The sequence below is a fragment of the Rhizobium sp. AP16 genome, from assembly GCF_000281735.1.
GTDB classification, from domain to species: Bacteria; Pseudomonadota; Alphaproteobacteria; order Rhizobiales; family Rhizobiaceae; genus Rhizobium; species Rhizobium rhizogenes.
The window spans coordinates 165,385-190,384 of record NZ_AJVM01000001.1 but is presented as its reverse complement, the minus strand read 5'-3'; the positions used below and the strand labels follow the sequence as shown (position 1 = coordinate 190,384).

Below are 25,000 nucleotides of genomic sequence, written 5' to 3'. Positions count from 1 at the left end.
CTGTGGAATTGCACGGCTCTTTGAAGACGAATACCGCCGCGTTGGTGGTGATCGGGCCGGTGCAATATCACCGGTCCGAGGCTTATCTGACGCCGCGAACCGGCGCGATCGCCAGGGCCCCGAGGAAGGCGCAAAGGGCCGCGATTGCATAAAGCAGCGCGTAGTTCTGACCGGTCGCCGAACCCATCGCCAAGAAGATCGGGGCAATGGCCGGTGCGATGGATTGCGGCACGGCATTGGCGATGTTGAGGACACCCATATTCTTGCCGGCGTCCGTTTCACGATTGGGCAACACATCCACGACCAGTGCCTGATCGACGGCAAGATAAACGCCGAAGCCCAGCGATGATACCGAGACCCCGAACAGGAAACCGAATAGACCCGTCGAGAAGACGATCAGCAGAATGCCGAACGCATAAACGGTGGCAGCAATGAAGACGAAGATCTTGCGGCGTTGGAACCGGTCCGACAACCAGCCGGCGACGAGCGACGAGACGAGCACGCAACCGGCGGTGATCAAGGTGGACAAGAACATGATGCGACTGATTGCGTCCGCCGCAAAGCCCAGTACGTCGGTCAAGTAGTAGACCTGATAGGTCATCAGCACCGACATACCGAGGAATACCAGGAAGCGGCTTGCCCATGCCCAGCCGAAGTCGGGAAACTTGACCGGGTTCACCCAGAACATGCCGGCAAGTTCGGCCAGGAGCGGCCGGTTTTCGGTTTGCGCGGCTGCCTTGCTTTTGCGGACGTCGGTGAGGCCCACGGCAAAAAGCAGCGTCGTGAACAGGCCGATGACCGCAGGAATAATGAACATGCCGACCCCAACGGTCCCGACGAAGGTGAGCACAGCACTGCCGATCAAAAGGGCGATATAAATCGACATGCCCATCAACGCAGAAATCTTGCCGCGCTGCTGCTCCGGTACTTGATCGGGAACGACCGCCACCAGCGCGGCAAGCGCCGCATTGTAGGCCGTCTGGGCCACGCACCATGCGATGCCGATGACAACGAGGCTGCTTACGTAGGCGATCGCGACTTGCGCAAGCGAGCCGATGATCACACCGGCCACGATCCAGGGCTTGCGACGGCCGAGAGGCGACTGTGTACGGTCGGAGAGCTGCCCAAAGAGCGGATTGGCGATCAACGCGAACAACGCGCCAAGACCGAGGATCGAGCCTAGACTCGCTCCCTTTCCGGTCGCATCCAGTGCGCCGATCCGAATGGCGAGCGTCATCGCGACGGGTGTCAAGAGCGCGACGAAAAGGCCGCAATAGGCAATCGCATATTTTGCCAGAAAGACATTAGTGACTGGCGCGACCGGTTCACCCCTGGGGGTAAGCGATACTTGCGCCTCCAGTGCCGTCCGATCCATGAGACCGTCACTCATTCAGGTATTCCTCCTCAAATTTACGCTGCATAAATGCCTGCAGCCCTCTTGAGGATAAATGGGCTATATTGGAAATGATTGATCCATTTTTGAGGCAATGAGGTGGGATTTCTGAATGACAAGGCTCTGCTCGTCGAAGCCGTGAAAGCAAAGAGCTTTCGTGGAGCTGCGGAAGTCACCAGTGTCCCGAACTCCACTTTGTCGCGTCGTATCAGTGCCCTGGAGAAAGCGATCGGACTGCGGCTGTTGCATAGGACAACGCGACGGATCGAGCTGACGGAGGCCGGCCTGATTTACGGCTGTGGCTGGACGCAATTACACGGCGAGAGCGGCAAATGGCTGAAATGCGGATTGGCCGCTGGTCGAAAATTGCTGCTCAGCGTCGCGTGGTCAACGGCAACGCCGCACTCGCCAGAATCGCTTCCAGATCACGATAGAAGGCGGCGTATCTGACGTAGAAAATCACCTCTTTCGGATAGTGGCGGCCTTTGAAGTCGACCATGATCGGGAAACTCAGCCCGTCTGCTCATCTTCAGCCCAAATCTCCGGCATCACACAGGTTGCTAAACCGATGAGATGTTTGCGACACAACCTCCAGCCGATCCGGCCTCATAAGCGATCCAAACAACTCCATCACAGATCTCAATCGACGATCGGGTATGTCAGGGATTTACCATCAACGATCACTGTGACGCTGAGGCGGATTCAGCAGAAAACTGACCATGCCATCGGGGCTTATCAACCCTATGGCAGGCACCGTATTCGCCATCATATGGCGAATACGGTGCCGCCCGCTTGCTGGGAGTTCATGGAGAGATCCCTGATCAAGCTCCTTGAGACCGCGCGCCCGCTTATCAGTCCGTAAGCTTGTATGCGATGACATAGTCCCCTGTTTTGGTGCCGAACGATCCGTGGCCGCCAGCGGCGGTGACGACATATTGCACGTTGTCGACATCATAGCTCATTGGTGTCGATTGACCACCGGCGGGCAAACGGTCTTCCCAGACCACCTGGCCGCTGAGAACGTCGTAAGCGCGAATGTAGTAATCCATCGTGGACGTCAAGAATGCGACACCGCCGGCCGTGGTCAACGGGCCGCCGAGGCTAGGCACGCCCATCTTGATCGGGACCGGGATTGGCGCTTCGTCACGGATCGTCCCGTTGCGATGCATCCAGGCTATCTTCATCGTCTTCAAATCGATTGCTGCCATGTAGCCCCATGGCGGTTGCTTGCAAGGCAATCCGACGGGTGACAGAAAGGGATGCAGGACGACACCGAACGGTGTGCCGTACATCGGTTGTACGCCGAGCTCGGTGCCGGATGGATGCGCGTCATTCGGAGCAGCCGGATTATCGGGACCACGCGGGATGAGCTTCGAAACGAACGGAATTGCGATGGGATTTGCGATCGCGATCTGGCGAACCGGATCAACGGCGATGCCACCCCACTCGAACATGCCGAGGTTGCCGGGAAAGACCAGCGTTCCCTGCAGTGAGGGAGGGGTGAATGTTCCCTCATAGCGCAGACTTTGAAACTCGATGCGGCACGCCAGCTGGTCGAAGATGGTCGCTCCCCACATATCGGCACCGGTCAGGTTCTTTTCCGGGCGGAAGGTCAGCTCCGAAAAAGGCTGTGTCGCGGAAACATGATCTCCTGGTGCGGCGCCTTGCGGAACCGGACGCTCCGGTGCCGGGACGATCGGTTGCCCGGTTCGCCGATCGAGCACGAACAAGTTGCCGGTCTTGGTCGGCTGAATGACGGCTGGAGTGATCCCATTCTTGGTCGGCAGATCCACAAGGGTCGGCTGCGAAGACAGATCCATATCCCACAGATCGTGATGGACGGTCTGATAGCTCCAGACCCGTTTTCCGGTGTTGATGTCCAATGCCACCAGCGCACTCGAATAGCGCTCGACAAGCGGATCGCGATCTCCACCCCAAATGTCGGGCGATCTCACGCCCATCGGGATATAGACGAGATTGAGTTTGGGATCGAACGAGGCTGTGATCCAGGAATTCGGTGAGCCGTTGGTGTAGGAGTGTGTCGGCGAAGCAAGTGCATTCTCGTCCGCGGCACCGGAATCCCATGCCCAGACCAGCTTGCCGGTCGTTACGTCGAAGCCTCGGATGACGCCGGACGGCTCCTCGGTCGAGTAATTGTCGATTACCGCGCCGGCAACGACGAGAATTCGGTCGCTGACGACAGGCGGAGATGTGGGCTCATAAAAACCCGCGGTCTTGATGCCCATGCCCTCCTGCAGATCAAGCGTGCCATGATTGGCAAAGCTATCACAGAGCTTGCCCGTATCCGCATCGACCGCGATCATGCGCCCGTCGTTGACCGGAAGGAATATCCGCCGTGGGCATTCGGGCGGCGCCGGCGTGGCGGCCGCCGCTTCATGATAGGAAACGCCGCGGCAGGTAAGGTGCTGGAACGTGCTGTTGGAAACGATCTTCGGGTCAAAGGACCAGCGCTGCCTTCCGGTTTTCGCATCGAGCGCGAACAACCGCTGATGCTGCGAGCAAAGGTAAAGCGTGTCGCGCACCTTGATCGGCGTCACCTCGAAGGTCGTCTCGGAGGAATCGTTAGGCCCTTGCTGATCCCCAGTGCGGAACGTCCAAGCCACCTTCAGGTTCTTGGCATTGGACGGCGTAATCTGCTTCAGCGGCGAGTAACGTTGCCCGAATTGGGTCCGGCCATAGGACTGCCAATCTCCGTCAGGCTGCCCGTCAGCCGATTGACTTACACCAGAGCTGGAATCGGCGATCGCACCGTCTATATCGTGATAGTTGCTCGACAACCCGACAATCAGCACGATCGCGCCGGCCAACACACCGAGCCAGAGCGGTGCCGTCGCACGCCGATAAGAAACTGCATCGCTTCCGCGCAGGCCGCGGACGATCCATGGTGTCAGCAGCCAGACGCCAAGCGGAAATAGTATATCGCCGCGCGCCGCAAGCGGCCACCAGTCGAAGCCGACTTCGTAGACGGCCCAGACCAACGTAGCGATCAGGACGGCCGCATAAGTCCACAGCGCCGCTCGGTGCCGCGCGAATAGCAGCCCGCCGGTGACAAGGAGACCGGCGCCCGCGCCGAAATAGAACCACGAACCTCCCAGCGCGGCGAGCCAGGCGCCGCCGACCGCAAGGCTCAGGCCGATCAACATGCATATGACAGCAGTGATCAGGACGGCGGGAAAGCGCAGAAATGATTGCATGGCCTACCTCGGAGTTAGGGGAGGAAATGTGACGGGAGCGGTGGCGTCGCGCGCGCTGTCATCTGCAACTGGAGACCAGGCGGTGACAGACGGATGAGTGGCACCGTGATAAGACGGGTAAATTGTGTGTGGCAGCCGATGCCGATGCGCGTGAACAAGCAACCCATGGCGCGTCGTACTCCCAGCGAGGAGGAATATATGAACCAAGCCACCTGCATGATAAAGCCAGGGAAATTGGAAATAATTGATCCACTCGTGGGGCAATATGCATGGAACTGCTGAACGACATGGCAATGTTCGTCGAGGTCGTGAAGGCCCGCAGCTTCCGCCGGGCGGCCGAGACGATCGGAATGCCGAACTCAACGCTGTCACGGCGTATCAGCAGCCTCGAGAAGGCGATCGGATTGCGTCTGCTGCACCGCACGACACGCAGGATCGAACTGACCGAAGCTGGGCAGCTCTATTTCGAGCGCTGCAAGCGCATTGTCGATGAGGCACGGCTCGCGCACGAACAACTGGGCGAGATACTGACCCCGCCGAGCGGCGTCCTGCGCGCCTCGCTGCCGGTGGATTTCGCGCTTATCTACCTAGCGCCGCTGATCGCCGAATTTGCACGGCGCTATCCTGATATCGACTTTGAATTCGACCTCACACCAAGGCGGGTCGATCTGGTGGTTGAGCCGTTCGACGTGGCAATACGCATGGGAGGATCGCCGGACTCGAACCTGATGTCGTGGGAACTGGCTTGCCTTCCGCGCTACCTATACGCCTCGCCGCGGTATCTCGAACTGTTCGGCGAACCAAACGAGCCGGCCGATTTGATCCGGCATGAAAGTCTTCAGTTTCCGGCACAGTCCGGTGTATGGACGCTGAACCATGGGCATGAAACGGTGGAAGTCGCTGCCGGTGGTCGTTTCAGGCTCAACGGCGTCAGTATGATACGGCGCCTCGCGACGCTCGACCTGGGCATCGCCATGCTGGCGGAAGAGATCGTCGCCGACGAGCTGGCCGAAGGACGGCTGCGTCGCGTACTGCCACAGTGGCAGGGCGCACCAACTCCGGTCTACGCCATCACCGAGACCCGCCTATTGCCAGCAAGGACGCAACGCTTCATCGAGTTCCTGCGCGAGAGGTTGGGCAGCTGTGAAAATGGCTGATCCCTACTCTCAAAACCCGCCACGATGCACTTGGATCAGTGTGTCCATCGCTTTGTAGCGAATTGGGGTCTTTGTCACTTTGTGTGATGGTGGGAGAGCTTTCTCGAACGCTCCCCATCGTACCGCGGGCGGAAATTCAAGGACTACACAAGAAACCGACCGCTGGTGCCGAACGATAAAGAACAGGTGCTGCCAACCAAGACAGCAATCTTCTCGGTCACGAATACGTCTTCAAGCCCAAACCGCCTCGCCTGTGCGCCGCATGACACCAGACAAATGCCGGTTTTCCCGACTACCAAAGTCCGGGGTGCCGGTTAACGTCCTTGTAAAGCAGGTAGCGGAAACGGCCCGGTCCGCCGGCGTAGCAAGCCTGTGGGCAGAAGGCGCGCAACCACATGAAGTCACCCGCTTCCACTTCCACCCAATCCTTGTTCAGCCGATAGACCGCCTTGCCTTCGAGCACGTATAGGCCGTGCTCCATGACATGCGTCTCCATGAAGGGGATCGTCCCGCCCGGTTCAAATGTGACGATGTTGAGATGCATGTCGTAACGGACGTCGGACGGATCGATGAAACGGGTCGTTCCCCAAGAGCCATTCGTGTCCGGCATCGACGAAATGGCGTGCTGGTCCTCATGCGTGAAAATAGCGGGTGGAGCTTCCAATCCCTCGACTGCCTGGAACACCTTCCGGACCCAGTGGAACCGGACCGGTGCAGTCCCCGGGTTGCTCAGCTTCCACGCGGCTCCAGCCGGTATAAAGGCAAAGGATCCTGCTCTTAGCGCATGTTCGCTTCCGGCAAATTCGATCGCCATCTCGCCCTCGACGACGAAGATCGCTGCTTCCGCGCGATTGTCGGGTTCCGGTCGGTCGCTTCCTCCGCCCGGCAGGACTTCCATCACATATTGCGAGAAGGTTTCCGAGAACCCGGAGAGCGGCCGGGATAGAATCCATGCCCTCGTTCCCGACCAATGCGGAAGCACGCTCGTGACGATGTCGGCCATAACGCTTCGCGGAATAACCGCATAGGCCGTCGTAAAAACGGCCTTGCTTGAAAGCAGTTCTGTCTGCGGCGGCAATCCGCCGAGTTTCGAATAGTAATTTCTATCGGTCATGGGTCCGGTCTCGCGGCGCGGGATTATGCATTTGCATTAAGTGCCGCACGCCTTTTAAGCAACAATAAATTCGGCGGTCACAAGCCCGGAAATCAAAAAATTCAATCAAAATATTGTTTTTTAAAGTGGAACTCCGGTTTCACTCAAATAGGCATGAAAACTGCTTCTCATCCCCGACTGGGTCCTGCCCGGTGGCAACAAGAAACAGATGAGGGAACGGCATGAACCAGGCACTAGGTCTTCTATCACAGAGAAGATCCATTCTTCGCAAATTCCGCAAATCCATCATGGTCGGAGCGACCGCCATCGTACTGGCCGCCGCAGGCGCAGCCACGGCCCTTGCCGCTGGAACGCTGCGGATCGGTATGACTGCTTCCGATATTCCGCTGACCACCGGACAGACGGACCAGGGCGGCGAAGGTCAGCGCTTCATGGGCTACACGGTCTATGACTCGCTCATCGAATGGGATCTCACAAGTGCCGTAAAGCCGTCCGCCCTCGTTCCGGGGCTCGCCGTTTCCTGGGCAGTCGATGCCAACGATAAGACGAAGTGGGTTTTCAAGCTTCGTGACGGCGTCAAGTTTCATGACGGCAGCGCTTTCACCGCCGACGCCGTCGTCTGGAACCTCGATAAGCTTCTGAAGGCCGATGCTCCCCAATTCGACAAACGCCAGTCGGCCCAGGGCAAGTCACGCATTCCGGCCGTGGCCAGCTACAAGGTGATCGACCCGCTGACGGTGGAGATCACCACCAAGACACCTGATGCGACACTGCCTTATCAATTGAGCTGGATCCTGATGTCCTCCCCGGCAAACTGGGAAGCGCAGGGCAAGAACTGGGATGTCGTTGCGCAGAAGCCGTCCGGGACCGGGCCGTGGAAGCTGGAAAGCGGCTTCACACCGCGCGAGCGCGCTGAGCTGACGCCGAACAAGAACTACTGGGATCCGGCGCGCGTACCGAAACTCGACAAGCTGATCCTCATTCCGCTGCCCGAACCGAACACCCGCGTCGCCGCTCTGCGATCCGGCCAAGTCGACTGGATCGAGGCGCCGGCGCCGGACTCCGTCGCGTCTCTCAAGGAGGCCGGCTTCACGATCGTCACAAACTCCTATCCGCATAACTGGACATGGCATTTCTCCCGCGTTGAAGGTTCGCCCTGGAACGATATTCGCGTTCGCAAGGCCGCGAACCTCGCTGTCGATCGCGACGGCCTGAATGAGCTTCTCGGTGGCCTCTCGATCCCGGCCCAGGGATTCATGCCGCCCGGCCACCAGTGGTTCGGCAATCCGACCTTCAAGCTCAGCTACAATGTCGAGGAAGCAAAAAAGCTGATGGCGGAAGCCGGATACGGTCCCGACAAGCGGATCAAGACCAAGGTCATCATTTCCTCGTCCGGCTCCGGCCAGATGCTGCCGCTGGCGATGAACGAGTATATCCAGCAGACGCTTGCCGAGATCGGCATCGATATCGAATATGAGGTGGCCGACTGGAACACGGTCATCAATATCTGGCGCGCGGGAGCGAAGGATCCGAGCGCCAAGGGCGCAACGGCCATCAACTACTCCTATTTCATTCAGGACCCCTTTACCGGCCTCATCCGACATCTGCAGTGCAACCTCGCGCCGCCGGCGGGTACGAACTGGGGCTATTATTGCGATCCGGAAATGGATGCGCTCATCGACAAGGTGCGCAACACCTTCGACCCCGCCGAACAGGACAAGGTTCTCCAGCAGGTGCATGAGAAATACGTCAATGAAGCGCTGTTCCTGATGGTCACGCACGACGTCAACCCACGCGCGATGAGCGCAAAGGTCAAGGGCTTCGTGCAGGCACAGAACTGGTTCCAGGACTTCTCGCAGATCACGCTGGATCCCTGATCCCCGAAACGGGTGCGCCGGTGCGCCGGTTCGCCGGTGCACCCCATTGAAGCGCGGACTTACTCTTCCCAAGCGAGGATCTCATGCTGGCTTATGGTTTGAAACGGCTTCTGCATGTCATACCGGTGGCGATCGGCGTCAGCATGGTGTGCTTTATGCTGATCCACATCGCGCCGGGCGACCCGCTTGCGGCCATCTTGCCCTCTGATGCCTCGGCCGAACTCCAGGCCCAAATGCGAAGCTTCTATGGCCTCGACCGGCCGCTGCCGGTTCAGTACGCCCTGTGGAGCTGGCGGGCGCTGCATGGCGATCTCGGTGTTTCCATCGCCAGCGGGCGGCCGGTCCTCGGAGAAATCGCCTCGGCTTCGCTCAATTCGATCATCCTTGCTGTCGCTGCAACGCTGATCGGCTTCACGCTCGGCGCGGGCCTCGGCTTTCTGGCAGGTGTCTTCCGCGGTAAATGGATCGACCGCATCGCTTCGGCGGTCTCGATGCTCGGCGTCAGCGTGCCGCATTACTGGCTCGGCATGGTGCTTGTCATCGTCTTTTCGGTAAGGCTCGGTTGGCTTCCCGCGATGGGCGGTGGCCCCGGCGGATCGGATGGAAGGGCGGTCAACTGGGAGTATCTGCGCTATCTCATCCTTCCCGCCATCACGATGTCCGTCATCCCGATGGGAATCATCGCCCGGACGATCCGGTCGCTGGTTGCGGATATTCTCGCGCAGGATTTCACACAGGCTCTCGCCGCCAAGGGCCTGACGACGCGGCAGATCCTGCGCCACGTCGTTCGCAATGCCGCACCGACGGCGATATCGGTCATGGGCCTGCAGCTTGGCTATCTGCTCGGCGGCTCCATCCTGATCGAGACGGTCTTTTCCTGGCCGGGAACGGGCTTCCTCCTGAACGGCGCGATCTTCAGCAGAGACCTGCCCGTGCTCCAGGGCACCATCCTTGTGCTCGCCATGTTCTTCGTTCTCGTCAACCTTGTCGTCGACGTGCTTCAGAGTGCGATCGATCCGCGTATCCAGAGGAGTTGAGTCCATGGTGGCCGTTACAGCAGACGTCGTCGCGGATGCTCCGCGCACCATCCGCTCCCCCGGTTTCTGGCACGGCGTTGTACGCCGTCTCTGTCGGGATCCGGTTGCCCTCGTGGCGCTTCTGGTCATCATCGTGCTCATTGCGGCGGCGATCCTCGCTCCCTATCTCGCGCCGTACGATCCGACAAAGACGAGCGTGATCCGCCGCCTGAAGCCGATCGGCACTCCAGGGTACATACTCGGGACCGATGAACTTGGCCGCGACATGCTTTCCCGGCTGATCTACGGCGCAAGACTATCGCTATTGATGGGCGTCATCCCTGTGCCGATCGCCTTCGTGATCGGCTCTGCGATCGGCATCATCGCCGGCTACGCGGGCGGCATCGTCAATACGCTGATCATGCGAACGGTCGACGTCTTCTACGCATTTCCGTCCGTGCTGCTTGCCGTCGCGCTCTCCGGCGCGCTCGGCTCCGGCCTGACCAATGCGCTAGTGTCTCTGACGGTGGTGTTCATTCCCCAGATCGCTCGCGTCGCCGAAAGCGTGACCACGCAGGTGCGAAACCTCGATTATGTGGATGCCGCCCGCGCCTCAGGCGCAAAGGCCCGCACGATCATAAGCGTCCATATTCTGGGCAACGTTCTTGGCCCGATCTTCGTCTTTGCGACCAGCCTCATCTCGGTGTCGATGATCCTGGCTTCCGGCCTTTCCTTCCTCGGGCTGGGCGTCCGGCCGCCGGCTGCCGAGTGGGGGCTGATGTTGAATACGTTACGCACGGCAATCTACGTCAACCCCTATGTGGCGGCTCTGCCGGGCGTGATGATCTTTATCACCTCGATCTGCTTCAATCTTTTCTCGGACGGACTGCGCGCGGCAATGGATGTGAAATCATGATCGAAGCCCTCCCCCTGCCCACACAAGATCCACGCGACCGCGGCGGCCCGGCACAGCCGCTGGTCTCGGTCAGATCTCTCCTGAAACACTTTCCCGTCAAAGGCGGCGGGTTGTTCCAGCCGAAGAAGGTGGTCCGCGCCGTCGACGGAATAGACTTCGACATTCTGAAGGGCGAGACACTTGGCGTGGTCGGCGAGAGCGGCTGCGGCAAGTCCACAACGGCGCGGTTGCTGATGCAACTGATCAAGCGGGATCAAGGCGAAGTGCTGTTCGATGGCGAAACGGTCGGCGGCACGTTGTCGTTGAGCGATTACCGCCGGCAAGTGCAGATGGTCTTCCAGGATAGCTATGCCTCGCTGAACCCGCGCCTGACGATGGAGGAGTCGATCTCGTTCGGCCCGCGCGTTCATGGCGTCACCGCGGAAAAGGCCATGGCCCGGGCACACGACCTGCTGCATAGGGTGGGCCTGGAGCCGAAACGCTTTGCCGGTCGCTATCCACACGAGCTTTCCGGCGGTCAGCGGCAGCGCGTCAACATTGCCCGTGCCCTGGCATTGGAACCGCGTCTCGTCATTCTCGACGAGGCCGTGTCCGCACTCGACAAGTCGGTGGAGGCGCAGGTGCTGAACCTGCTGCTCGATCTCAAGCGGGATTTTGGCCTGACCTACCTCTTCATCTCGCACGACCTCAACGTCGTCCGCTTCATGTGCGACCGTGTCATGGTCATGTATCTCGGCAAGATAGCCGAGATCGGTAGCCGCGACGCGATTTTCGACCGTACGAGGCATCCCTATTCCTCGGCCTTGCTTGCCTCCATGCCGAAGATCAACCCCTCCGATCGCACATCGGAACCTCCGCTTGCAGGTGATCCGCCAAATCCGATCGATCCGCCTCCCGGCTGTCGATTCCATACGCGCTGTATCTTTGCCGAGGATATTTGCAGCCGGGAGATGCCGCCGCTTGCCATGGTGTCCGGGGATCATGCCGCAGCCTGTCTTATGTCGATGCCCGCATCCAGTCACAGCCGTGCGCCCGTCATGATGGAGACCCGAAATGACTGATGCCCAGCCAATGATCGATATCAGAAACCTCTCGGTGACCTTCAATCGCGGACGCAAGCCCGTCAAGGCGGTGAACGGTGTCAGCCTTTCCGTGCGGCCGGGCGAAGTCGTTGCCCTGCTCGGCGAGTCCGGCTCCGGCAAGAGCGTGACGATGCGTTCCCTGCTGCGGCTGCATCCGCCTGGAACGATCATCGAAGGTTCGATGACGGTTGCCGGTCGCAATGTGACAGCTCTTTCGAAGAAGGAGCTGGGCGATCTGCGCGGGCCGATCGTCTCGATGGTCTTTCAGGAACCGCGGCTTGCCCTCGACCCCGTCTATACGCTCGGCCAGCAGATCGAAGAGACGATCCGGCGGCATGAAAATGTGTCGCGTCAAGAAGCCTCGGCGCGGGCACTCGCCTTGTTTCAGAAAGTTCGCATCCCCTCGCCCGAACGGCGCCTCAAGAATTATCCGCACGAGATGTCCGGCGGAATGCTGCAGCGTTCGATGATCGCGATGGCGCTTTCCTGCAATCCAAAAGTGCTCCTTGCCGACGAGCCGACGACGGCCCTCGACGCGACGGTGCAAATTCAGATTCTCCTCCTGATCCGGGAGCTTCAGGCGGAATATGGCTTGTCGGTGATCTTCGTTACACATGACATCGGCGTCGCCGCGGAAGTCGCCGACAGGATTGCGGTGATGTATGCCGGGCGGATCGTCGAGGAAGGCACAGCCTCCGATATCATCAACCAACCGAAGCATCCCTATACCCGGGGCTTGCTGGGAGCCCGCGTCGAGCTGGCCCATGGCCGGGACAGATTGGTGACAATTCCGGGCTCACCACCTGATCTGGCGAACATGCCACCTGGCTGCGCCTTTGCGCCTCGCTGCTCACAGGTGTCGGATGCGTGCCGGTCCCGCGTGCCCGATCTCGTCGGCCAAGGCGGAACCGGACAGGTGGCCTGCCTTCAATACGCGTGAGCTTCGAGCTACCCGTCACTGAAAAAACAACAGCGAACCAGGGAGACCGCCGTGCTCGTTCAGCATGCTCAAGACACAACGAAGCACATCGTCCTCATCAACCCGAATACGTCTGCGGCGACGACGGCAATGATGACCGACATCGCCCGCAGCGTTCTTCCGGCCGATGTCACCATCGAGGGTGTGACCGCGACAAGCGGCGTTCCAATGATCCTCGACGACAATCAACTGGCGGCGGCCGCCGCCGGAGTAGTCAAGATGGGGCTCGTGGCGGCCCGGTTTTGCGACGGCATCATCGTCAGCGCCTTCGGCGATCCCGGCATCCAGCAGCTACGGGACCTCACCAAGGTTCCGGTGGTCGGCATCTGCGAGGCCAGCATGCTTGAGGCATCCGCGCATGGACGTCGTTTTGGCATCGCGACGGTTACGCCCAACCTTGTCAACGGCTTTGCCCGCAAGGCGGATGGCCTTGGGCTTGGTCAGCTTTTCACAGGGACGCGCCTGACCAACGGCGATCCGCAAAAGCTCGCAGCCGATCCGGAGCGGCTGCAGGCCGAACTTGCCTTTGCGGTCGAACAGGCATTCGAGCTCGACGGAGCCGAGGCTGTCATCATCGGCGGCGGGCCGTTGGGACAAGCGGCCGTTGAGCTGGGGCGCCGGTTTTCCAGGCCGGTGATTGCACCGATCACGGCGGCCGTGGCGTCGCTACTGCTCCAAATCAAAGCCACGTCTCCCGCCAGCAACCCTTCCTCATGACGAAGGCACACAGACGTCGGTTGCCTGCGCCCTTTTCGATTGCAAATCGGGTATCCGCGACGGAAAATCCAACGGCGAGCAATCTGGTGGAGACGGGAGTGCCCAAAGAGACGTCGTTTCTGTTCAGGGTCAGGCAGGCTCTTCCGGAGCTCCACCCCGCCGAGCGGCGGCTTGGAGATTTTGTCTGCGATTTTCCCGGCGAGCTTGCGAGCTATTCCGCGCAGGAACTGGCAGCACTTGCCCATGTTTCGAAGGCGACCGTTTCGCGTTTCGTCCAGCGGCTGGGTTACGCAAACTACGAAGAGGCCCGCAGGCACGCCCGCGCCCAGAAGCAGACCGGATCGCGGCTGTTTCTGTCAACCTCGACAGATGCCTCCACGACCCAATCGATCAAAGCACATATCGCACAAGCGATCGCCAACATCGACGCGACCTTTCTCGCAATCAACGATACACAAATCGATGCTGTTGCAGACGCAATGCTAAACGCCCGCAAGGTATGGGTGGTTGGTTTCCGCAGCAATCATCCTTTCGCCTCCTATCTCCAGTGGCAACTCACGCAGGTCATCGAGAATATCGTGGCGATCCCCGGTCCGGGACAGACCCTCGGCGAACATCTGGTCAGCGTGCAGGAACAGGATGTCGTCGTGCTGTTCGGTCTGCGGCGGCGGATAGCGCGGATGGATCTGCTGATCGAGCAAATCCTGCGGTCAAAAGCCAGGTTCCTCTACATCACCGACGAAGGTGCGCCCGTTCTGACAAGCGCCGAATGGCATTTCCTTTGCCAGACACTGGCACCTGGACCACTCTTCAATCATGCCTCCGTCATGGCGCTTTGCCACCTGCTCATAACGCGATGCGTCGAAAAGGCGGAGGTGTCAGGTCGCAGGCGTCTGCGAAATATCGAAGCTTTGAACGATAGCCTCGAGGAGCTTTAGCCGGATGCGTTCCATTATCGAGACAGAATATCCGGGCGCATCGGATAGAAAGACGCCGTAAACTTATCGGCCTTGGATCAAGGACCGATGCGAGGTACCTGATCAGGTGACAGGAAGAATGGGCTTCAGCTCACGGGTGGCAATCAAGCTTGAAGCTTCCTCATATGCAAAACCACCCCGATCAAGTGGCAATAGAATCTGCCTGAGACACCCGAGCGATCCTGCTCGTAAACTCGCGGGTGCGCTGCACTTGAGGGGCGTCGAATATCTGCTCCGGCGACCCGATCTCCTGGATTTTTCCATTCGCCATGAAGACGACCCGATCGGAAACCTCGCGCACGAAATTCATTTCGTGGGAGACAATCAGGAGGGTGATGTTCTCGGAGGCCAAGAGCTTGATGGTGTCGAGCACCTCGCTTACCCGCTCCGGATCGAGCGCGGAGGTGACCTCGTCAAGCAGCAGGATTTCCGGCTTCAGACACAGCGCCCGCGCAAGAGCGACACGCTGCTGCTGGCCGCCCGAAAGCTCGTCCGGATAGGCGGCGAGCTTGTCGCCAAGCCCCACCTTCTCGAGCAGGCGCCGGGCGTCGGCCTCCACCTCGCTCCTGTTGCGCTTTCGGATCTTCGCCGGAGCGACCATGACATTGCCGAGCACGGTCATATTGCCGAAGAGATTGTATTGCTGAAACACGATCGCCAGCTTTTCCCGCGCCGCTTTCAGCGAACGGCGATCGGCATAGTCGATCCTTTCGTCATCGAGGATGATCTCGCCGCGCTCCGGCTTAAGGAGACCCGTGATCACCCGCAGCAACGTGCTCTTACCGGACCCCGACGGGCCGATCAGGCTCACGATCTCGCCGCGCTTCACCGTCAGGTCGATGCCGTCGAGAACGGTGTGATTAGCGTAGCTGGCCGTGAGACCGCGAATGTCGAGATGCGCCAAGATTGCTCTCCAGATAGGCCCCCAGTCGAGCCAGGGGGTAGGAAATCAGAAAATAGAGAATGAGGATCGTCGCGAAGACGAGCAGGGCCGAAAAGCCCTTGGTATTGAGGATCTTTCCCGCCTGGGTGAGTTCGAGGACACCGATCTGCGAGGCAAGCGCCGTGTCCTTGATGAACAGGACGAAATAGCCGAATACCGGCGGCAGGATCAGCGGCCAGGCTTGCGGCCAGCGAACGAGACAAAGGGTCTGCCAGGGCGAAAAATTCATGACCTCGGCAGCCTCGAGCTGGCTCGGGCGCACGGCGGCAAGTCCCGCGCGGATGATCTCCGCCACGAAGGCCGTGGAGATGACCGAGGTGCTGATCAGGGTAACCACCAGCGGCGAGATGTCGAAGCCGAGCACCTGCGCGCCAAAGAAGAACACCAGCAAGGTCACCAGAAAGGGCACACGCCGAAACACTTCGACATAGACGAAGGCGACGATCTTGACGGGCAGGAGAAGCCGAGTACGCGACAGGCGGGCCAGGGACAGGATTGTTCCGAATACGACCCCGACGAGGCAGCCGACAGCCGAGAGGAAAAGCGTCGTCAATGCCGCTTCCGCAAGCATGGCGATGTTGTAGCTGGTGAAGACCTGGGGGAGCTGAGCGAGAATATCCTTCAACATTAGAGCACCCTGACCCTTGCGCGGAAAACGTAGCGGCCGACCACCGCAAGCAGGATCGTCGCCATGAAGGTGATGACGACATAAAGCCCGGCGATCGTCGTGAAGATCTCGATGGAGCGGAACGTCGTCGAGTTTACATTGAACGCGCGGCCCGTCAGCTCCTCGACGCCGAACACAGCCGCCATCGATGTGCCGAGCGTCATCAGGATATATTGGTTGCTGAGCGGAGGCATCGCAACGCGGAAGACATGCGGCACGATCACATAGCGCAGGCTCTGAAGCCGGCTCATGCCGAGGGTCTCGGCCGCGTCGAGTTCCTCTTGATGAACCGAGGCAAGCCCGGCTCGGAGGATTTCTGTCAGATAGGCCCCCGCATTCAGCGTCATGCCGATCAGCACAGCCGCGAAGGGCGAAAACACGACGCCGAGATCCGGCAAGCCGAAGAAGATCACGTAGATCTGCACCAGCTGCGGCGTGTTGGTAAAGAAGACGACATAGGCCCGCACCAGGCGCGACAGGATCGGACCACCCTCGTTGCGAGCGATCGCAAGTGCGAAGCCGATCACCATGCCACCCGCAAAGGCAAGGACGCTCAGCTCCAGGCTGAGCAGAGCGCCCCCTATCAGGTAAGGCAGATAGGATGTGATCTGGCTGTAATGTAGAGCGTAGTGCATGACCCGATCCCGTTCCGTATCAGCCGTGTCGTCCGGTCAGAAATAAGGCGTGACAGGGACCGGATAGACCATGTCGATCCCGAACCACTGCTTGTAGGTCTGCTTCATGAAGCCGTTTGTCTGCAGCTGGTAAAGGGCGACATTGACCCACGACTTCAACGCCGTATTGCCCTGCGCAAGGCCGATGCAATCATAATCGATCGAGGCCGACTTGTCCGTGATCACCCGCGTCTCGGCGCTATAGTTCTTCGTATAGGCGCCGAGATAGTCGACAACGTCGACGATGGCATCGCCCCGGCCCTGTTCGAAAGCGCGCACGGCGTCGGGATAGTTGTCGAACAGTGTCACCTGCGCCTTCGGCAAGCGGTCCTTCACGAAGTCGACGGGTGTCGTGCCGCGGACTTCGACGAGATGAACGTCGGCGGAGTTCAGATCATCCATGGTCTGGTAAGGCTTGTCCTTCGCAACCAGTGCGCTGATCGCCTCCGTCTGGATCGGCAGGGAGAAATCGATCACCTTTGCCCGGTCGGCCGTGCGGGTCAGCGCGCCGAGTACGATATCGGCCTTGCCGGTCGCCAGAAACGGCACACGATCGGCTGACGAGACCTGTACGAGCGAAACCTCCACCCCGAGCATCTCGCCGAGTTTCTTGGCGACATCGACGTCGAAACCCTCGATTTCGTTCTTGTCGTTGAAGCGGCCAAGCGGCGGCAGGTTCGGATTTATGCCGACCACGATCTTCTTGGCCGAAAGGATTTCATCCAGGCTATGTGCCTCGGCGGCAACCGCCGTGAGCGCGAGGCAGGCCGCGCCCGCAAGCATGCAAACCGTCTTTAAACTATTCATATCGATCCCCTTTTTTTGCTTTGCCGTGGCCAGATCGGAGATATTTCAGCATCCGAACCGTTGCACTAGCGTTCTCGACGGTGTATCTATCGTATACCGTTCGTAGACGAAAGAAACACCGTGACAGGCGAAAGTCAACCCTTCGAATTGAGACGACCCAGTCTGCGAGAGCCGGATGTGAGGCGGGGGACGCCTGTGCACTTCACCTTCGATGGCAATCCCGTCGACGCCTATGCGGGAGAATCGGTGGCTGCCGCACTTCTGGCCGCCGGCTATCGAACCCTGCGGGAAAGCCCAAACGAGCATGCGCCGCGAGGTGCGTTCTGCTGGATGGGTCTCTGCCAGGAATGCACGGTGGAGGTGAACGGCGTTCGCAGGCCGGCTTGTCGCACGGAATGTGCGGATGGCCTCATTGTGCGAAAAGGAACGATCGCATGAGCGACACCTGCGATGTCCTCGTCATCGGCGCCGGTCCGGCCGGCACTGAAGCTGCCCTGTCCGCGGCCGCTTGCGGCCTGCGCGTGGTGCTGGTCGACGAAGCCCCCGCAGCAGGTGGACAGGTCTACCGCGCACCGCCCAGCACCTTCGCCGGTCTGCCGGCCACCCCGGAAAGCCGCACTGGAGATGCGTTGCGTCGCCGGCTCGCCGAAAGCACGGTCGACGCCCATTTCGGTCACACCGTTTGGTCGGTCTCGCCGGACTTGCGGGTCGACGCTCTTGCGAAGGACGGTCCGGTGTCATGGAGCGCCCGCAAGATCATTGTCGCGACCGGCGCGCAGGAGCGGGTCGTGCCGTTTCCCGGCTGGACGCTTCCCGGCATTATCGGCCTCGCCGGCGCGACCATACTTCTCAAGTCTCAGCGTATGCTGCCGGGCCGTCGCACCCTGGTCGCCGGGCAAGGCCCGCTTCTCCTGGCGGTCGCCGCCGGAATTTTGAAGGCGGGTGGTACGGTGGCGGGTGTCGTCGATCTCGCTTCCCGTGGCGAGTGGCTGGCAAAGAGCCCCGCATTCCTGACCCGCCCCGACCTTGCTGCTCGCGGTGCCGGATGGCTGACCCGCCTTCATGGCGCGGGCGTTCCCTTTTTCTATCGCCACGCCATCCGCCGCGCCGTAAAGCAAGATGAAAACGAAATTGAAGTGACGATCGGCCCCGTCGACCGGAGTGGTTGTTCGATCGCGGGCAATGAGCGGACTTTCATCGTCGATGCCGTCGCAGTCGGCAACGGCCTTGTCGCGTCCACCGACGTCACACGGTTGCTGCGGGCGGACCATGCGTTCGACGAGGCTCGCGGCGGCTGGATTCCACGGATCGACGCCGACTTTCGCACCAGCATCGCTGGTCTCTATACGGTCGGTGACGGCACCGGGATCGCCGGAGCGGCGGCAGCGGCACTGAACGGCCGCCTTGCCGGCCTTGTTGCCGCCCGCGACCTCGGCGCCCTCTCAGGCGAAGCCTATGAGGAGAAATCCGCCCCCCTTCGCCGAAGCGCCAAACGGGCACTCGGATTCGGCGGCGCCATGGCCGGGCTGATGGCTCTGAGGCCGGGGCAGATCAAAAGCATCGCCGAAGATGCTGTCGTCTGCCGATGCGAGGACGTGACGCGGCGGGATATCGACTTGGCCTTTGCGGACGGCGCCCGCAGTGCAAACCAGCTCAAGGCCTGGACGCGCTGTGGCATGGGGCCTTGCCAGGGCCGCATCTGCGGCGATATCGCGAGCGCCCTTCTCGCCCAGGCGACAGGACAACATCCAAGATCAGGCATGTTCACCGGCCGGACGCCGTTTCGTCCGCTTCCGCTCGCCCAGCTTCTCGAGCCGGTCGATTATTCCGAGCTGAAGCTCCCACCGCCCGCGCCGCTATGATGTCAAAAAATCCTTCGCAAACATTCGATATCGCCGTGGTCGGCGCAGGCGCGATGGGGGCAACGGCGGCCCTTCACCTCGCACGCTCCGGCATGCGCGTCGCCTTGATCGACCGCGGCGAAATCTGCCGCGAGGCCTCCGGCGTCAATGCCGGCACGCTGACGCTGCACATGACGCGCGCCGCCCTGATCCCTTACGCCATGAAGGGACGCGAACTCTGGCTCGACGCGCCGAACTGGCTCGGCATGGATGTCGGTGCCCGCTCGGCTCCGGGACTGTCCCTTGCCTTCACGGCGGCGGAACGGGAGATGCTGGAAAAGAGGGCGCAGGCGCGCGCCGCGATGGGGGCGCCGATCCGGCTGATCACGCCCGCCGAGGCTCTCCGGATAGAACCGGGTCTCAATCCTTCGCTCATTGCCGCCGCCTATTGCGAGCTCGACGGGCACGTTACCGCCTATATGACGGGCCGCGCCTATCGAAAGGCACTGGTCTCGGCGAACGTCACCATTCTCGAAAACGCATCCGTCAACAGAATAGAGCCGGATGGCGGCCATTACACCATTCTGCATGAGGACGGCGCAAGAACGACGGCAAAGCGGCTGGTTCTCGCCGGCGGTGTCTGGCTCGAGACGATGCTCGCCTGGCTCGGCTTCCGCGTTCCGATCAAATGCCTGATCAACCAGCTCGTGGTCACCGAGCGTATGCGGCCGGTGATGCAGACCGTGGTCGGGATCGCCAACGGCCTCCTGTCGCTCAAGCAGTTCGAAAACGGCAGCGTGCTGATCGGCGGCGGCTGGCAGGGCATCGGCGATCCGATCCGCGGCGGCGTCGAGACGATCCCGGACAACCTCATCGGCAACGTCCAGCTCGCCCGTCATGCCATACCGGCCCTTGGCGACACCCGCATCTTGCGTATCTGGCTCGGCCTCGAATCCGAGACCGCCGATGCCATGCCAATCATCGGGCCGCTGCCCGGACTGGACGAAGCCTATGTGATCGGCTGCGCCCACTCCGGCTATACCAGTGCCCCTTACATGGGACGGCTCCTCGCCGACCGGATTCTCGGGCGCGAACCCGAAATGCCGCTCTTCGACCCCGCCCGACTGATCAAGAACCCGGAGGAAACAGCTTGATACCCGCCATAGACCACCCCTTCCGCGGCATCTACGTGGCTACACTCACCCCATTTCGCGACGACGGCACGATCGACGAGGATGCGCTTGCCGATCACTTCCGCTCCGTGACGGCCGAACCGGGCATCGTCGGTGTTCTTTGCAACGGCCATGCGGGCGAGAACATCCTGCTCACCCGCGAGGAGCGCCGCCGGGTGACGGAAATCGCTGTCGAAACGATCGGCCGCACCCATATCGTCATCTGCGGGATCCTGTGCGAGGCAACAGCGGAAGCCGTCTGCCATGCCGAAGACGCGGCCAATGCCGGCGCTGATTCCATTCTCGTCTTCCCGCCATTCTCCTGGGCGCTGTCGCAGGACGCCGAGATGGCCGTGACGCACCATCGCACCATCGCCGAGGCCGTCGATACACCGATGATGCTCTATCAGGCTGGCGTCGCTTCCGCGCTTGCCTACCGGCCGGACGTGCTCTCCAGGCTGGTCCAGTTGCCGACAGTCGTGGGGATCAAGGAGGGAAGCTGGGAGAGCAACGCCTATGACCGCAATCGCCGCCTCGTTAAGAACACAGCGCCCCACGTTGAGATCATGGCATCCGGGGACGAGCATCTCCTCTCTTGTTTTGCGATCGGCAGTGAAGGTAGTCTCGTGAGTCTAGCGGTGATCATGCCGGGAGAGATCGTGGCGCTGGATCGCGCAGTGCAAGGGGGGGATTTGGAACGGGCACGCGCCTTGAGCGAACGCATTCAGCCGCTGGCAAACGCCATCTACGGCACGCATCCTGTCGGCTGGGCCACGGCGCGCCTCAAGGCCTGCATGGTCCTGCTTGGACATTGGCGCAACGGCAGTCCGCGCGCTCCCATCACCGATCTGCCATCCTCCGAAATCCTCCGGCTGCGGCATGCCCTTGCCAATGCCGGACTGCTAGGCTCCGATGCATGAACGACGATAGCCTTTTATCCGCCATCAACGGTGAAGCAAGCCTCAGCGAGCGTGCCTATGACGAGCTCAGCCGTCTCATCCTGACCCGCAAGCTGCCGGGCGGCAGCCTCGTGGTGGAAGGACGGCTCGCCCAGCAGCTCGACGTTTCCCGCACCCCGATGCGGGAGGCCATCCTGCGGCTTGCGGCGGAGGGACTGCTCATCAAGCAGGGCTCGCGCTCCTACGCGGTGCGCCGGGTGCAGCCGGTGGAGTTCTTCCAGGCGCTCAAGGTTCGCGAGCTGCTCGAAGGCGAAGCCGTCGAGCTCGCGATCGGCCGCATCAAACCGGAAACGATCGAGGCGCTGCGCAGCGATATTCTGAGACTCGGCGCGCTGGAAGCACAAGCCGCCGAGCATTGGGACACCGACGACCGTCTTCACATGTTGTTCCCGGAAGCACTCGGCAACGGCGTACTGGTGCGGATGATCCAACAGCTGCGCGTCATCACCCGCCTGTTCGAACTGACCAGCCCGTCGGGTCGCGTGGCGGCGGATGCCGCCGAACACGTCGCCATTCTGGACGCCTTCGCCAAGGGCGACGGCCGGCGCGCACGGGCGGCGATGGTAACCCATCTGCGCAATGTCGCATCCGAGATTCTGGACATCGTCAGCGGCCGGGACACCACTCCCGCGCGTCGGAGACCGTGAACAGGGAGATTTGATCTGGTCGATTGGCGGTGCCGCTGTGGGTCTGTGTTCGCTGCCGATTCACAGTCGGATAATTCCGCGTTCACCGGCGACTATCTGCGCCGTCTGCTGCCATCAAAGAAGAGCAGCAGGGCAAGCCCGACCAATCCGGCAGCCGCGCTGATGACCGCCGTACCGGAATAGCTGCTCATCTCCGTTCCGATCGCAAAGAGCAGGGCGCTCATACCTGCGCTCAGGAAAATATTGACGGATATCAGGGCGCTGCCGAGCCCAGGGCGCTCGGCAATCAGATCCTGCAGGTATGTGATGGGAATGCTGATGAGGGCAGCCGCCCCGATGCCACTGACAAGTGTCAGCGCGTAGACGTGCCAGGGCGCCGATGCTTGCGCGAGCAGCAGCAGGTAGACGACATAGATGACCGTGCCGATGGCCAGCGCGGTGACATGGCTCATGATCCGCTGGACGCGTCCCCACACGATGATGAATATGACTTCGAGAAGCGCCACGATCCCCACGAGTGCCCCGATATCGGCGACGGTCCCGTGGGCAGCCCCGGTGACGATGAGGGGCAGAATAGTGTCGCTGACATGAACTGTGCTGGTGATCAGCGCCACCGCGATCACGCGCGCGAGGACCGGCGGAGAGACGACCTCGCCGAGGGCTGCAAGATAGGAGATATGGCGCGTTGCGGCTTTGTCGGTGCCGTTCTGGCGCGGAAGGAAAGCCGCGATCAGCCCGAAGCAGACCGCACAGGCCAGACCTGCGAAAAGATAGGCAGGCAGCATGGTTCCGGAATTTATAAGGAGCGCGCCGATAATACCCGGCACGAGAACCCAGGACAGCGAAATCATCGCCCGGACACCCGAATTGACGGTGGCGACGTCGTTACGTTCCATTCCCTTGGTCGCAACCCTGACATTGGCAAAAAGCAGCGAATTAAGGGAGCCGTAGACCGGCAGGAACAACAACGCACTGACAACGAAGGTCGCCTGTGCCGGTATGAAATAGACTGCCCCATAGCCGAGAATGCCGAAAATGGCGACCGTCAGCATCATCGTGCGATATTGACCGAGCCTGTCCGCCAGGTTTCCCAGCAGAATGCTGACGATGACGTTCACTGCGGCGGCCGAAAAAATCAGCACCGAATAGAGCCCATTGCTCAGGCCGAGCTCGCGGATACCCACGACGGACTGATAGGGCGTTGTCGCAGCCCCGGCAAAGCCGAAGGCAAAGATGGCAAGCATGCTCACCCGGATCGTCGGGTCGCGGAATACTTCGGGAAGGAGGCGGGTCATCAGGGATGTCGAAGGTCTGGCAAATCAGCCGATTGTGGGGTGACAGGGTTTTAGCAGGTTTAGACCCGGCCGAAACCTGCTCAAGCCAAATATTCGCTCCCGCTCTCTCAAGACAAGAATGGCGGCCGCTTGATGGGCGCTCCTCACCGCCATCTCCACCGACGCTCCCCGAGACAGTTGTGCGGCCAGGACACCGACGAACTCGTCGCCCGCACCTCATCGGCTCTTAAGCCATCCGTCCCAAAGGATCATTTTTCAGGGAGCAGGCCACCGAGACGCGAACAACAATGATTGCTCCAAGCCTCAGATATCAAAGACATGGAAGTGAAATGCGCTGACGCCCATCAGCGCATGTTCCGCGCCTGCGACATCTGCGCCATCGTAGGTAGCACCATCCAAATACAGATTTCTGTCGGTAGTGGTTGTCCCGGCCCAAGCGTCATTCAGGAAGGTCACGCTGACATCGTGGCTGCCTTTGTCCCAATCCCCCTGCACCAATAAGTGGTCGGATTGACCGGAACCGTGATGAGAGTGGGCCGTCTGAACCCCGCCGATTTGCTTTCCATCGACCGTAACCCTGTACTGGGCGTCACCAAGATAGGCATCCTCGCTGATCAACAAGACGAGTTTGTCGGCTCCAGCGCCGATAGTGGCGCTGGCTGTGGGTGTGCCGCCTGCGGGCGGCGTGACGGTTACAGGGGGAGTCGTGGCAGGAAGGTGAGAATACACCCGGATATAATCGATCTGCTCCGAAATCGGCGCTTTGGTAATATCCGCATTGTTATGGGGATCGTTCTGCGTAGCCAGATTGGCCAGCAGATACATTGGCCCATGCATGTCACTGGGTGTGGCCTTCGTTCCCATAAGCTGACCGTCGACATAAAAGCCTATGGTATCCGCATTCCAATCCAATCCATATGTGTGAAAACCGGTTGGCTGAGCGAGCCCACTATAGACCTGCAAATTTTGTTGCCAATTGACGTTCGGCGCCGCATCCGTCGTGTGAATGCCGCTATATACGCCCTTCTCAAAGCTCCCGTAGTTTTCGACGACATCAAGTTCCTGCCAGTGCCCGGCCTTGTTCGGATCGGCTATCACATGATCCGGTAGAAGCCAGAAAGCCTCCCATGCTCCGGCAAGGTTCGAGAAGTCAGCCCGCATCTCGAAGTAGCCATAGGTTTGCGAAAAATGCCCCTGCGTGGTGATCAGGCCGGATTCCCAGCTACCGGGGATGCCCGATGCAGTACGGTCGGGCACGGCCGTAATCGTCAGCACACCGTTGCTCACCTTGAAAGGATCGTAGCCCGACGAAGGGTCAACAAACGAAGAGTGACCGAAACCGATATCGGAATTGGCGTCATAACGCCATTGTGGACGGATATCGGCCCACGTCGTGCCATTACCCGTCTGAGAAATGCTGCGAGTGTTGAACTCGTCGTCAAACGTCAGCTTGTACTTGGTAAGATCAATCGCAGACATGTCTACCTCCAGGGCAAATGAACCCGCCCGCGCTTCCAAAATTGCATGGACCGCGAACATCCAACGCCAACAA

At 60.5% G+C, this 25,000-nt stretch carries 22 protein-coding genes and 3 pseudogenes; 14 read left to right on the top strand and 11 right to left on the bottom strand.

Annotated elements, in window-relative coordinates; all coding sequences use genetic code 11:
* Positions 1-82 precede the first annotated feature (82 nt).
* Positions 83-1,390, bottom strand: a complete 1,308-nt coding sequence (locus PMI03_RS00825; RefSeq protein ID WP_007688932.1) for an MFS transporter — start codon at positions 1,388-1,390, stop codon at positions 83-85.
* A 102-nt stretch (positions 1,391-1,492) separates the two neighbouring features.
* Here PMI03_RS00825 and PMI03_RS30790 point away from each other — a divergent pair.
* Positions 1,493-1,687 (top strand): annotated as a pseudogene (locus PMI03_RS30790) (LysR family transcriptional regulator); the annotation flags it as partial.
* Positions 1,688-1,764: 77 nt separating this feature from the next.
* Here the strand turns inward: PMI03_RS30790 and PMI03_RS31410 are convergent.
* Both PMI03_RS31410 and PMI03_RS00820 read right to left on the bottom strand, forming a co-directional pair.
* Positions 1,765-1,892, bottom strand: a pseudogene (locus PMI03_RS31410) (IS6 family transposase); the annotation flags it as partial.
* Between the two features lie 352 nt (positions 1,893-2,244).
* Entirely contained in the window at positions 2,245-4,608 is a 2,364-nt protein-coding gene (locus PMI03_RS00820) for a glucose/quinate/shikimate family membrane-bound PQQ-dependent dehydrogenase (RefSeq protein ID WP_007688930.1), read from the bottom strand.
* A gap of 269 nt (positions 4,609-4,877) precedes the next feature.
* Here PMI03_RS00820 and PMI03_RS00815 point away from each other — a divergent pair, with 269 nt between their 5' ends.
* Positions 4,878-5,765 carry a LysR family transcriptional regulator gene (locus PMI03_RS00815; protein WP_007688929.1) on the top strand — a complete coding sequence of 296 codons (888 nt, stop codon included), beginning with the start codon at positions 4,878-4,880 and terminating at the stop codon, positions 5,763-5,765.
* A 292-nt stretch (positions 5,766-6,057) separates the two neighbouring features.
* Here the strand turns inward: PMI03_RS00815 and PMI03_RS00810 are convergent, their stop codons facing one another.
* Entirely contained in the window at positions 6,058-6,879 is an 822-nt protein-coding gene (locus tag PMI03_RS00810; protein WP_007688928.1) for a bifunctional allantoicase/(S)-ureidoglycine aminohydrolase, read from the bottom strand.
* A 287-nt stretch (positions 6,880-7,166) separates the two neighbouring features.
* Here PMI03_RS00810 and PMI03_RS00805 point away from each other — a divergent pair, with 287 nt between their 5' ends.
* From PMI03_RS00805 to PMI03_RS00775, 7 genes are all read left to right on the top strand, one after another.
* Positions 7,167-8,756, top strand: a complete 1,590-nt coding sequence (locus tag PMI03_RS00805) for an ABC transporter substrate-binding protein (RefSeq protein WP_085946450.1) — start codon at positions 7,167-7,169, stop codon at positions 8,754-8,756.
* 83 nt (positions 8,757-8,839) lie between these two features.
* Positions 8,840-9,793, top strand: a complete 954-nt coding sequence (locus PMI03_RS00800) for an ABC transporter permease (protein ID WP_007688926.1) — start codon at positions 8,840-8,842, stop codon at positions 9,791-9,793.
* Positions 9,794-9,797: 4 nt separating this feature from the next.
* On the top strand, positions 9,798-10,688 hold the full coding sequence (locus PMI03_RS00795) for an ABC transporter permease (RefSeq protein WP_007688925.1): 891 nt from the start codon (positions 9,798-9,800) through the stop codon (positions 10,686-10,688).
* Complete coding sequence (locus PMI03_RS00790; protein WP_007688924.1) at positions 10,685-11,749, top strand: ABC transporter ATP-binding protein; 1,065 nt, start codon at positions 10,685-10,687, stop codon at positions 11,747-11,749. Before PMI03_RS00795 ends, PMI03_RS00790 begins: the two co-directional genes overlap by 4 nt.
* Positions 11,742-12,710, top strand: a complete 969-nt coding sequence (locus tag PMI03_RS00785) for an ABC transporter ATP-binding protein (RefSeq protein ID WP_007688923.1) — start codon at positions 11,742-11,744, stop codon at positions 12,708-12,710. Before PMI03_RS00790 ends, PMI03_RS00785 begins: the two co-directional genes overlap by 8 nt.
* 51 nt (positions 12,711-12,761) lie before the next feature.
* The gene (locus PMI03_RS00780) at positions 12,762-13,466 is read left to right on the top strand and encodes an aspartate/glutamate racemase family protein (RefSeq protein ID WP_007688922.1); all 705 of its coding nucleotides are present in this window, start codon (positions 12,762-12,764) and stop codon (positions 13,464-13,466) included.
* Between the two features lie 98 nt (positions 13,467-13,564).
* The gene (locus PMI03_RS00775) at positions 13,565-14,404 is read left to right on the top strand and encodes a MurR/RpiR family transcriptional regulator (protein ID WP_012649175.1); all 840 of its coding nucleotides are present in this window, start codon (positions 13,565-13,567) and stop codon (positions 14,402-14,404) included.
* Between the two features lie 181 nt (positions 14,405-14,585).
* Here PMI03_RS00775 and PMI03_RS00770 read toward each other — a convergent pair whose 3' ends face one another.
* From PMI03_RS00770 to PMI03_RS00755, 4 genes are read right to left on the bottom strand one after another with little or no spacing between them, the layout of a single operon-like run.
* Complete coding sequence (locus PMI03_RS00770; protein WP_007688920.1) at positions 14,586-15,347, bottom strand: amino acid ABC transporter ATP-binding protein; 762 nt, start codon at positions 15,345-15,347, stop codon at positions 14,586-14,588.
* Complete coding sequence (locus PMI03_RS00765; protein WP_007688919.1) at positions 15,304-16,014, bottom strand: amino acid ABC transporter permease; 711 nt, start codon at positions 16,012-16,014, stop codon at positions 15,304-15,306. The genes PMI03_RS00770 and PMI03_RS00765 overlap by 44 nt, the downstream gene beginning before the upstream one ends.
* Positions 16,014-16,688, bottom strand: a complete 675-nt coding sequence (locus tag PMI03_RS00760) for an amino acid ABC transporter permease (RefSeq protein ID WP_007688918.1) — start codon at positions 16,686-16,688, stop codon at positions 16,014-16,016. Before PMI03_RS00760 ends, PMI03_RS00765 begins: the two co-directional genes overlap by 1 nt.
* Positions 16,689-16,724: 36 nt before the next feature.
* Positions 16,725-17,534, bottom strand: a complete 810-nt coding sequence (locus PMI03_RS00755) for a transporter substrate-binding domain-containing protein (protein WP_007688917.1) — start codon at positions 17,532-17,534, stop codon at positions 16,725-16,727.
* Positions 17,535-17,654: 120 nt separating this feature from the next.
* Here PMI03_RS00755 and PMI03_RS00750 point away from each other — a divergent pair, with 120 nt between their 5' ends.
* Genes PMI03_RS00750 through PMI03_RS00730 form a run of 5 tightly spaced genes read left to right on the top strand, consistent with a single transcriptional unit; the run spans position 17,655 to position 22,153 of the window.
* A complete protein-coding gene (locus PMI03_RS00750; RefSeq protein ID WP_309550415.1) occupies positions 17,655-17,972 on the top strand; it encodes a (2Fe-2S)-binding protein in 318 nt (105 codons plus the stop codon).
* On the top strand, positions 17,969-19,396 hold the full coding sequence (locus PMI03_RS00745) for an NAD(P)/FAD-dependent oxidoreductase (protein ID WP_007688915.1): 1,428 nt from the start codon (positions 17,969-17,971) through the stop codon (positions 19,394-19,396). Before PMI03_RS00750 ends, PMI03_RS00745 begins: the two co-directional genes overlap by 4 nt.
* Entirely contained in the window at positions 19,396-20,529 is a 1,134-nt protein-coding gene (locus tag PMI03_RS00740; protein WP_234907409.1) for an FAD-binding oxidoreductase, read from the top strand. The genes PMI03_RS00745 and PMI03_RS00740 overlap by 1 nt, the downstream gene beginning before the upstream one ends.
* Entirely contained in the window at positions 20,526-21,467 is a 942-nt protein-coding gene (locus PMI03_RS00735; protein ID WP_007688913.1) for a dihydrodipicolinate synthase family protein, read from the top strand. The genes PMI03_RS00740 and PMI03_RS00735 overlap by 4 nt, the downstream gene beginning before the upstream one ends.
* Positions 21,464-22,153 (top strand): GntR family transcriptional regulator, encoded by a 690-nt coding sequence (locus PMI03_RS00730; protein ID WP_007688912.1) that lies wholly within the window; start codon positions 21,464-21,466, stop codon positions 22,151-22,153. The genes PMI03_RS00735 and PMI03_RS00730 overlap by 4 nt, the downstream gene beginning before the upstream one ends.
* 92 nt (positions 22,154-22,245) lie before the next feature.
* Here the strand turns inward: PMI03_RS00730 and PMI03_RS00725 are convergent, their stop codons facing one another.
* From PMI03_RS00725 to PMI03_RS00720, 3 genes and pseudogenes are all read right to left on the bottom strand, one after another.
* Positions 22,246-23,448 carry an MFS transporter gene (locus tag PMI03_RS00725; RefSeq protein ID WP_007688911.1) on the bottom strand — a complete coding sequence of 401 codons (1,203 nt, stop codon included), beginning with the start codon at positions 23,446-23,448 and terminating at the stop codon, positions 22,246-22,248.
* 24 nt (positions 23,449-23,472) lie between these two features.
* A pseudogene (locus tag PMI03_RS31405) lies at positions 23,473-23,652 on the bottom strand (hypothetical protein); the annotation flags it as partial.
* A gap of 99 nt (positions 23,653-23,751) precedes the next feature.
* Positions 23,752-24,927 (bottom strand): family 16 glycosylhydrolase, encoded by a 1,176-nt coding sequence (locus tag PMI03_RS00720; RefSeq protein ID WP_007688910.1) that lies wholly within the window; start codon positions 24,925-24,927, stop codon positions 23,752-23,754.
* Positions 24,928-25,000: the final 73 nt, after the last annotated feature.